We start from the raw sequence: 10,520 nt of genomic DNA on the forward strand, positions 1-10,520 counted from the left end.
ACAGTTTTTAAATTTCCTATTTTCTAATTTTAAATCTTTAATTGATGACCAGGTTTAACCTCTACGCTGCAGCTGCAACTATCCTGGCTGCCAGTGTATTCACAGTGTCTTGCAAAAAAGATGCACACCAACAGGCCGATCGGCCGGTTAGCGCTACGCAGATTGTTCCCGCCAACGGAGCCACCCTCAGTGGTGTATTAGGTACCAACAAAGTAACACGTGATACCATTCACCTCACAGGCGGTACTTACTTCCTGAGTGGTTTGGTATACGTAGACACCCTTGATGTAATCCAGATCGATGCTGGTACTACCATCAAAGGAATTCCGGGTACACCCACAACACCAGGTGGTGGACTTGTTATCACCCGTGGTGGTAAAATTTTAGCAGTCGGTACTGCCACTTCTCCCATTATTTTCACTACCAGCAGCGCTTCTCCTGCGTCTGGCCAGACTGCGGGTCTGATCATCCTGGGAAGAGCAACTACCAACCTCAGTGATACTGCCAGGATTGAAGGTATTGGYGGTGTTCCTCCATTGATTCCTTATTATGGCGGTACTGTTGATAACGACAACTCCGGTATCCTGAAGTATGTTCGTATCCAGTATGCTGGTTTCGAATTGTCTACCGACAATGAAATCAACGGCCTGACCCTTGGTGGAGTAGGTAGCGGAACTACAATTGATTTTGTTGAAGTGTACAAAGCAGCCGACGATGGTATCGAATTCTTCGGTGGTACTGTAAATGCAAGTCACCTGGTAATCGTTAATCCCCTGGATGACGGTTTGGATTTCGACAATGGTTTCCGTGGCCGTATTCAGTATGCATTAGTAGTAGAAGATACTACCCGTGCAGATAAGAGTGGTTCTAACGGAATTGAATCAGACAACAATGCAACCGGCAACCCGCGTTTACCGGTAACCAAACCATTGATTGCTAATCTTACTGTTATTGGTCAGCCTAACCAGGCACTGGCTATTAAAACCAATTTCCTGCCTTCAGGTGTTGGTAAATATGGTGTAGCAGCTCATTGGAGAAGAAGCAGCCAGTTTGGAGTGTACAACTCTGTATTCCTTGGCTTTAACAATGGTATCCTGCTGGATAATACCGTTCCAACCGGTGGTACCGCAGCAGACCAGACTACCCAGGAAAAATACAGAGATGGCGTTTCTTTAATCAAGAGAAACCTGGTACATGCTTTCAATGTGCCTTTCCACAGCAACCCGGCTTATCCGTTTACGGCAATCAAGGCATATCCTGCTGTTGCTGATGGCAATACCGGTTTTGTTAGTACAGATCCGAACCTGGCTATCAGATTGAAAGATCCTTTCAACAGGATTCCTACGGATTTTTACCTGCCTAGAACAGGAAGTCCTACTGTTGCATCTCCTGCATTGACAGGTGGTCTGACTACAGGTTTACCGGCTGGTTTAACCGGTACAACCTATAGAGGTGGATTTGATGGAACTGCAGTAAACAACTGGGCTTCTGGTTGGACTATTTTTGGTTACTAATTAGTATTTATGGCATGACTGATCCCGTAACAGGGATCAGTCATCTTTTAATCAATGTGTTATAAAATGAGGAATTCTATTGTAGTATTGTTGCTATGCATATTATCAGGCATGCAATTATTGTCGTGTAAGAAAGGACAGCCACTGGAAGGAGAACAATTTATGGAACTGACAATTCCCAGTGTTTTCAGTACAGACGACTCCCTCGATATGTACGTGGATGGCCGGCTGGAATTAAGCCGGGTGAATAAGGGCGGAAGCCTGGATAAAATTATACTGAAACGAAAAGATCAGATAACTGTCAGCATTCATAAAGCAGGTACTGATATCGTTTTAAAAGATACCACGGTCACCGTAACAACGGAGAAAATAACGCTGTCATATGCATACGATGCTTCATTAGGATTTAATCAGTTTGTAAAATCAGGAGATTTTGCCCGTCCAGGTGCAGATAGTATTGCCTTTATTCTTATCAATAAATATACGGACTTCGGCTCTGGTAAAATCAATGTTACTATCTATCGCAATAACAGCTATGACTATACGGCTAACCCCGCCGATTCTGTCACCACTATTAAGAATATTGCTCTGGGGAAAATGTCGGAGAAAGTTGTATTACCTGACAAAGCTGCCGATGGCACCAAAAATTTATACGTTATTGTTGTACGTGATGCGGTTACCGGAGTAGATGGCAATGGAGAATATATAACTGACTATGGTCAGCCGGTTAACAGTGCTTATAATTATTTAAATAAAGATGCCTGTCTGCTCTCAAGCCCCGGAAATATTAATGGTATCGTCATTAATTCGCTATTATACGATGGCGGAGGTAAAATTTATAATATGCCAGATACAGGCATTGCATTCCAGTTATAATTTATTGATGCCTGGCAGTATTGTCAGGCATCACTTTATATCTTGCAGTAACCTAAAGATATAAAGCAAGGCAAGAGTGGTAAGCGCCGCTTTGAGATGTCAGCTTTAATGGAATGAAAGTTAAAGAAAGATAATTATTTTTTGTCATGCCTTTCTGTTGAAGAGTGATTTCAGAGAAAGTTCCCCTAAGTGTTTTCCCGTATTTTACGCACTACGTACTTGTCCCCGATGCTCCCTTTGTGTTTTTATTAAGCAAGATGATAACCGCTACTATACTGCATTTGTCTCCGGTCTGTATCAAAAGAAATCCTGACTTCCAACGGTTACCATAATAAAATTAATTTTAACAGATTTTGTATTTTAATTTATTTTGTCTAGTTTCATGTCTGGAAATATTTAGCACCCCAAAGCCCCAATGTATCGGCGATTTAGATTTTTTGAATTGTAACTCCAAAAAAAATCACAAGAAAAATGGTCTCGTCACTCTAACGAACTTCTACAAGAAGTTACTTTTTCAGTTGAATTAATTGCCGCTTTACCGCGTTGCAGCTGAGATTCACTGTCACTACTGGTTATATTCTGTGTCATTCGGTCTGTGTAGTTCTACAAGTCTTCATTATGCATTCGCGTAGTGTGCCTCCCTATTGGCAACTACTTGCGTATGAAAATTTGTTGCCCCTAAATACAACATATTTTATGATTGATCTATTGCTTGCAGAGATGGTAGCAAAGCTAAATCTCTATTTTAGTCTGCGATCGAAAGGTGGCCCTGGTGATCTCTTCGAATGCGTGATTGGAGACGTATCTATTCACGATAAAAGTGCCGAAGGTGGGGGAGAAGAATTGTTTCACGATAAGGTGATCCTGACACTGGTATCTGTGGAAGAAGAAAATGCCATGAGAAATAATTATCCGCTCCGTGAAGTCGGTACCAGTTTCGTCAGGGAAAAGAGTGCTGTATACATTAATGCATTCCTGCTTTTTTCTGCGAAGTATGACTCATACGTTACCAGCATGCAGGCCATCAGCCAGGTGATCAGCTGCTTTCAGTCGGCCCGGCGCCTCGTCATTTCGGTGAATGGAGAAGCCCAGGAAGCAGTACTGAATCTGCACAACCTCGGCTTCGAAAATCTCAATAATCTCTGGACGGTAATGGGAGGCAGATACCTGCCCTCTGTCATCTATAAAGCACGCGTATTAATGTTCCAACAGGCGCCACCAATAAGTGGTTCGCTGATCACTGACATACATGGAGATGAAACTGTTTAAATAATGTTACACTTCAAATATACCCCACTGGTTTCGCTCGAGGTGAAACATGCATACTATAGTAATGCACATGCTACAGATGCTGTTTTTACACCGCTGCCTTCTGCATTGGCTGTCATGGATGCATACGGCATGAAATTCCGCCAGACAGATGGTAACCTGCGCATCTATCTGAAACGTGATGAAGCAGGAGATCCTTTTATAAAACTGGATACCGTCATCGATCTGTATTTCGGTGTGCAAATAAAAACAGACCTGCTGAATATCACCAACAGCTTCGGAAAAGGACGGTATTGGTTTTCTAATCTCAAAGAAGATGGTACCTATCAGCAACAGTTGATTTTAACCGCTGTTAACGAATTACCTGATATCGCCGGTCAGCAAACCATGCTCAATTTTCCTATTGGTACCGTGGATGCGGTAACGCTGAAACGTCCTGCCAATACCGCCGGAGGATGGGTAGATGTAGATACGGAGGCCGTGGATAAATTGAGTGGTGCTGTAAAGATAACTGTGCAGCAACCTGGTTTGTACCTGTTGGAAAAACAGCTGACAGGTGGTGGTACCGCCAATATGAAAATGGTGTTGAGTGATGAATTGTTGAAGCAAAGCAACAACTGGGCGGTTCTTCATTTGCAATTAAAACCTGGTGACGACAACCTGGTATTTACACTCACCCTGGGCGCACGTTCTTCCAAATGGCAGTACTACCTGATAGAACCATTTGATCGTGGTGGTGCCACTGTAGATCCTGCCAAACTCACGATTGCCTATAGCGTGTCGGGTTCTTCCCGTTATCCGCCTGGTGTGGGCATTGTAAAAAGAGCACCTACTCCCACAGAAAAAACATATATCGATGGCCTCAAAGCCGATGGGAAAATAAAAGAAGTACACCTCTTTGAATCACTGATCCCCATTGTGTTAGCCGATGGTGAACAGCCCATTGTAAAACTGAACAAAGATTTAGGCGGAGAAGTAGGACATATCGCAATTCCGGATAGAAGCATGAAAAATACAACTATCATTTATAAACTCTAAATGCAAATAACATGGCAGCCTTGCTAGATTTAAGAATGCCTGGCGTCTACACCCAGGAAATTTCTACCCTCCCCCCAACGGTGGGCGTGATCCCCAGCGCCGTACCGGTTTTCATTGGTTATACCCAGAAAGCGGAGAAGAAGGGAGACAACCTGCGCGGAAAACCCACCAGGATCAAGTCGATGAAAGAATATGAAGACTTGTTCGGAAGTGCACCGCTACAGCACATTGATGTCACCATTGATGAAAGCACCGGTCAGCCGGAGGTGAAGGTGACAGAGCCGACAGACTTTAAATTCAAAATGTATCATTCCCTGTTATTTTATTATGCTAACGGTGGTGGGCCATGCTACATCCTGTCTGTTGGCGGATATGATACAGATCCGGCTCCGGATGATATCAAAAATGCGATCGCCGCACTGACAAAAGTCCAGGAAGTAACGATCCTCGTCTTCCCCGACGGCACCTCCCTTGATGAAACAGCATACAAAGGAGTGATCGAAGTGGCTTTACAACATTGCAGCAAAATGAAAGACCGTGTAACGGTAATCGATCTGCACGATGTAAACGGTGATGATCTTACGGCTATTGAGAACGGCTTCCAGACCAATATGCCGAATGATATTGAATATAAGAAATACGGGATGGCTTACTATCCTTACATCAAAACGATCTTCAGCTATAACTACGCAGAAGCAGATGTAGTGGTGAAATCCCATATACAGGCAATACCCGGCGACACCGGTACAATATCTGACCTCAGAGCAAAAGCAACTGCCTATCTCGCTGCCACAGCCGCATTGCCTGTTGCTGTAGCTAAAGTAGATGGATTGACCGCTGATAAAAAAGTGCTCACCTATCTGAAAACAGCCCTGGATGCATATAAGACAGCAACTCCTGCGGCTACTGATGCAGACCTGGTAGTACAACTCAAAAAGATTTCAAAGGACTCCGGAAACCCGCTGCCAACAGATGTTGGAAAAGACGTGGATAAGCCAGGTGCTGCTCCCCAGACTATCCTGAACACTGCACTGACTACTTTGCAAACAGCGCTGGATACCGCTAATACCGCAGTAACTACCGCACAGGGCACGCTGACAACTACGCTTGCAGCATTGAAAGCAGCTGTGAAAGGCATCGGAAATGGTGTGAGCATTCCGCTGACAAACTTCAGCCTCGACGTTATCAAGGATGCGAACAACCTCATCTACGGTAAGATCAAAGATGCTATTTCAAATTTAGCTGTAACACTGCCTCCATGCGGCGCTATCGCTGGTATCTATGTACGTACAGATGCTAATGCCGGTGTATGGAAAGCACCTGCTAATGTGAGTGTTTTCGGTGGTATCAGACCCGCACTGGACATCGATGATGACCTGCATGCCAATCTGAATGCGCCTTCCAATGGTAAAGCCATCAATGCAATCCGCACCTATCCGGGCCGTGGCTTGCTGGTATATGGTGCCAGAACATTGGCCGGCAACGATCTCGAATGGAGATATGTAAATGTGCGCCGCACTTTCTGCTTCATAGAAGATTCTGTTGCCATTGCCATGCAGGACTTCGTATTTGAACCCAATAACGAACAAACCTGGATCAAGGTCCGCGCCATGATCAAGAGTTTCCTCAACAGGCTCTGGAAAGCCGGCGGCCTTTATGGCAATACTCCCGCCGATGCATACGAAGTGATTTGCAGTGCACCGGAATCCATGAGCGATGACGATGTACTCAATGGTATCATGCGCATCTTCATCAAGGTAGCAGTAGCAAGACCAGCAGAATTCATCGTATTGCAGTATGAACACAAGTTCGAACTGGTCGAATCTTAACAGTAAATTTTTAAAAGCATTTAAACTTTTATAGCAAATGGCAAAGAGTTATCCTTTCCCGAAATTCTATTTCAAGGTTTCCCGCCCGGAGCAGGAATTTAACAGCGTAGACCAGATCGGCTTCACAGAAGTGAGCGGACTGGATTACCAGGTAGACCTGATAGAATACCGACATGGTAATGATCCTAATTTCTCCAAGATCAAAATGCCAGGGCTCCGCAAGTTCGCGAACGTAACCCTCAAAAAAGGACTCATTCAGGGATTCAAAGATGCGAATGCAGAATTCTTCAGCTGGATAGGTGATGGTGGAAAACCAGGATCTGTACGCAAAAGAGTTGACTATCGCAAAAACATTGTGATTACCCTCAACGATGAAGAAGGCAATCCGGTAGTCGCCTGGACATTGACCAACGCTTTCCCGGTGAAAGTAGCTTTCACGGACATGAAAGCAGATGCCAATGAAGTGGCGGTAGAAACACTGGAACTGGCGATTGAGGATTTGACAGTAGAATATAAATAAATAGTATGCCGGTAATAGGAAATAATTATCCGCCAGCGGGTTTTTACTTCAAAGTCGTGATTGATGGTATGCCCGACAGCGATTCGGAATTCCAGGAGCTGTCCGGGCTTTCCATGAGCATGGAAACACAATCCGTCAAGGAAGCAGGCGAAAACCGTTTTACGCATCAGCTCCCGCTGCCTGCACGCGCGGAGCCACTAGTGCTGAAACGTGGACTGAAAGTCAGTTCACCGCTGGTAGAGTGGTGTCGTAAAGCCATTGAAGACTTCAGTTTTTCGCCCAAAAGTCTGCACATATTCCTGCTGGATGTGGAAGGCGGCAGCCAGGGAAGCCCTAAACCACTCATGGCCTGGCACCTGGTAAATGCTTATCCTACCAAATGGGAAATCAGTGGATTCAATGCGCAAAACAGCGACATCGCCGTAGAAACGATACAGATCAACTACAATTATTTCACTAAATCTTCCTAAATCATTTTCATCATGCCGATTATTATAAAAGAACTGCTGGTGAAGGCCAATGTAACGGCCACTAACCCCAATGCTGCCGGAAACCTGGTGGCAGYCCCGCAGGCAGGAGTTTCTGAGGCGGTGAAATTAAGCATCATCGAAGAGGCAGTGCAACAGGTGATGGAAATTTTAGAACGACAAAAAGATCGCTGATATGGACGGATCAATTACCAAATTACGCATCGTTTCATTGCCGGGTCCGGATACCTCCGGCAAAGGTGGACTAGGTGGCCTCGGCAGTATGGATGCCGGCACTATTGCATCCACCCTCACCACGAAAATATTTGAAGTGCAGATCAACCCGGAATCCATCAGCAGGAGCTTTAGTATCAAGTATAATGAACCTGATACCAAAGGAACACCTGGTACGGAACTGCAGTTTGATAAAGTAAATCCGGAAGAGCTGGAACTCCGCTTTATCATGGATGGTACAGGCGTAGTAGCACAAAGCACTATGCCCTCTGCCGACCTGATAGGCAGCGTCATGAATGCATTGCCTGCGGAGGCGCAGGGTGCCTATGTACCGGTGAGAGTGGCGCAATTACAGGCCGCTGTATATGACTTCAAAGACGAAAGCCATCGTACACCTTTCCTGCTGGTGCAATATGGCAAGCTGGTCTTCATGGGACTTCTCATGAGCATGGACATCAGTTACAATCTTTTTAGTCCGGATGGTATTCCACTCCGCGCGGAGATAACGCTTAAACTCAAAGCACATACGCCCTTTAAAGATAGTATGGCGTTGTTGTCGTTGTTGTCGCCGGATCTTAGCCGCCACCACATGGTGCTGGCAGGAGAAAATATCCTGCGCATCTGTGATGATGTTTATGAAGACGAGAAGTATTACCTGGAAATAGCAAAGGCTAATAAGCTCACCAACTTCAGAAACCTGCAACCTGGTACACAGCTTATTCTTCCACCCATTGATAAAACCACGAAAAAATGATCCTGCCACAAACAGCGGAAACGCAGAACCGGGAGACACACAACGTAGCCGTGACTGTTAGGGCCGACGGCAAAGAGGTGACCATGTCTCCAGGTGGCCTGATATCTCTTTCGGTAGGACTGGAATTCAACCGGATACCCTGGGCCAGACTGGTATTTGCCGATGGCTCCGTGGAAAAACAGGAGTTTACCAAAAGTAATCAGGACTTTTTCTCTCCTGGTAAAACAGTGGAAATTTTGCTGGGATATGACCAGAAGGAAGAAACTATTTTCAAAGGTATCATCATCCGTCATGCGGTGAAAGTGCAGCAGGACCGCTATTTCCGGCTGGAGATAGAATGCCGGGATGCTGCGGTGAAAACAACGGTAGCCCGCAAGAGTCGCTACTTTTATGATGTTTCTGATAAAGACCTGGTGCAGGATATTCTCAACAGCTATCCGGATGTAACTGCCGGCACCATGGAAAGCCCCGGCTATACCCATAAGGAGCTGGTACAATACAATGTTACTGACTGGGACTTCATGCTGCTGCGCGCAGATGCCAATGGTCTTTGTCTGCATTTGGACGCGGGCACCCTGCATATGAAAAAGCCCGCGATTAAATCAACGCCGGATCTGCAGGTGCAGTTTGGCATCGGCAATAAAGGCGTTCCTATACTGGAATTTGAATCCGAACTGGATGCCCGGGATCATTACCCTTCCGTGAAAGGAAGTACCTGGGATTACACCCGGCAGGAGGTAGCAGAGGAATCGGCGGGAGCAGATAGCAGTGGGGCAGGTGGTTTATTGTCAGGCGCTGCAGGCGCACTCACCGGCGGCGGTGGTGCACAACGAGATTTTCCGGATGTGCTGTATAAAGATAATCCTGTACAGCTCTATCATGGCGGCGATATGGATACGCAGGAACTCAGCGCATGGGCAGCTGCCAAACAGCAACGGGGAACATTGTCTCACGTAAAAGGCCGTGCCGCTGTAAATGGTGTGAAAGTGCAACCAGGGGACACCCTGGAAGTAAACGGAGTAGGAGATCGCTTTAACGGTACTCATCTCATTACGGCAGTATTACATCAGGTGATTAATGGCAACTGGAAAACAGATATACAATTTGGCTGGAATAAAAATTTTACGGCAGACACCATAGAACCTACCGCCCCGGATGCAGCGGGCCTTGTCAGCGGTATTCGTGGCCTGCATGCAGGCATCGTGTCTAAGTTAGAAGGCGACAGTCGCAGTGGCGACTACCGCATACAGGTACGCTTACCTTTTGTAGCACAAAACCCCAATAGCACCAGCGCGGATGGCATCTGGGCAAGAATGGTGAACATCTACGCCGGCGATCAGCGTGGATTTATTTTCAGACCGGAAGTGGGAGATGAGGTGATTGTTGGTTTTATCAATAACGACCCCAATGATGCGGTAGTACTCGGCGCAGTACACAGCGATAAAAATGTGGCACCACAACAGCTGCCGGCCAGCGACCAGAACGCCAAAAAAGGATTGATATCCAAAGCAGGCATGCAATTCATTTTTGACGATGATAAAAAGAAAATTCTACTCAGCGCAGGAGATGACAACAGCCCGAAAATAGAGCTGGATGGGAGCGGTCAGAAGATCAGTATTACACTGGACGCAAGTACTTCTATTGAGTTATCGGCGCAGGGCATCAAAATAAATGGTACACGAATCGATTTAAACTGATCCATTATGCCAGGTAAACCAGCCGCACGTAACACGGATGTGCATATATGTCCAAAACCATTATCATCGCCGCCGAATACGCCCCATGGCCCAGGACAGGTAATGGCCACAGGTGCGGCAAGGGTATTTATTAACCAGCTGGCCGCCGCCGTACAAAATGATATGTGTATGTGCGTGGAGCCAGGCAATATGATCAAAAAGGGTTCTTCCTCTGTGTTCTTCGGCAGTCAGGCCGCAGCACGACAAATGGACGAAACCACGCATATGCCCGGAGGCATGATTCAAACAGGTTCACCCAATGTATTTATAGGAGGATAAAAAC

The 10,520-nt window shown here is 45.9% G+C and carries 11 protein-coding genes; all 11 read left to right on the plus strand.

Annotation, left to right across the window (positions count from 1 at the left end; translation table 11 throughout):
- Positions 1 to 44 precede the first annotated feature (44 nt).
- Positions 45 to 1,514: a hypothetical protein gene (locus AC1DP6_RS13410; RefSeq protein ID WP_477055294.1), complete on the plus strand. Its 1,470-nt coding sequence runs from the start codon at positions 45 to 47 to the stop codon at positions 1,512 to 1,514.
- A gap of 66 nt (positions 1,515 to 1,580) precedes the next feature.
- Positions 1,581 to 2,390, plus strand: coding sequence for a hypothetical protein (locus AC1DP6_RS13415; RefSeq protein ID WP_477055295.1), 810 nt, complete (start codon positions 1,581 to 1,583; stop codon positions 2,388 to 2,390).
- A 696-nt stretch (positions 2,391 to 3,086) separates the two neighbouring features.
- Positions 3,087 to 3,659 carry a Pvc16 family protein gene (locus AC1DP6_RS13420; RefSeq protein WP_477024879.1) on the plus strand — a complete coding sequence of 191 codons (573 nt, stop codon included), beginning with the start codon at positions 3,087 to 3,089 and terminating at the stop codon, positions 3,657 to 3,659.
- Positions 3,660 to 3,662: 3 nt separating this feature from the next.
- On the plus strand, positions 3,663 to 4,697 hold the full coding sequence (locus tag AC1DP6_RS13425; RefSeq protein WP_477055296.1) for a hypothetical protein: 1,035 nt from the start codon (positions 3,663 to 3,665) through the stop codon (positions 4,695 to 4,697).
- 11 nt (positions 4,698 to 4,708) lie between these two features.
- On the plus strand, positions 4,709 to 6,526 hold the full coding sequence (locus tag AC1DP6_RS13430) for a phage tail sheath family protein (protein WP_477055297.1): 1,818 nt from the start codon (positions 4,709 to 4,711) through the stop codon (positions 6,524 to 6,526).
- Positions 6,527 to 6,563: 37 nt separating this feature from the next.
- Positions 6,564 to 7,046, plus strand: coding sequence for a phage tail protein (locus AC1DP6_RS13435; protein WP_133809455.1), 483 nt, complete (start codon positions 6,564 to 6,566; stop codon positions 7,044 to 7,046).
- Between the two features lie 5 nt (positions 7,047 to 7,051).
- Positions 7,052 to 7,516 (plus strand): phage tail protein, encoded by a 465-nt coding sequence (locus AC1DP6_RS13440; protein WP_208116168.1) that lies wholly within the window; start codon positions 7,052 to 7,054, stop codon positions 7,514 to 7,516.
- Between the two features lie 12 nt (positions 7,517 to 7,528).
- Positions 7,529 to 7,708 carry a DUF5908 family protein gene (locus AC1DP6_RS13445; protein WP_477055298.1) on the plus strand — a complete coding sequence of 60 codons (180 nt, stop codon included), beginning with the start codon at positions 7,529 to 7,531 and terminating at the stop codon, positions 7,706 to 7,708.
- Between the two features lies 1 nt (position 7,709).
- Positions 7,710 to 8,501 (plus strand): CIS tube protein, encoded by a 792-nt coding sequence (locus AC1DP6_RS13450; protein WP_477055299.1) that lies wholly within the window; start codon positions 7,710 to 7,712, stop codon positions 8,499 to 8,501.
- On the plus strand, positions 8,498 to 10,198 hold the full coding sequence (gene vgrG / locus AC1DP6_RS13455; protein ID WP_477055300.1) for a type VI secretion system tip protein VgrG: 1,701 nt from the start codon (positions 8,498 to 8,500) through the stop codon (positions 10,196 to 10,198). The genes AC1DP6_RS13450 and vgrG overlap by 4 nt, the downstream gene beginning before the upstream one ends.
- 6 nt (positions 10,199 to 10,204) lie before the next feature.
- A complete protein-coding gene (locus AC1DP6_RS13460; protein WP_441574766.1) occupies positions 10,205 to 10,516 on the plus strand; it encodes a PAAR domain-containing protein in 312 nt (103 codons plus the stop codon).
- Positions 10,517 to 10,520: the final 4 nt, after the last annotated feature.

It is taken from the genome of Chitinophaga sp. 01L420 (assembly GCF_056399985.1).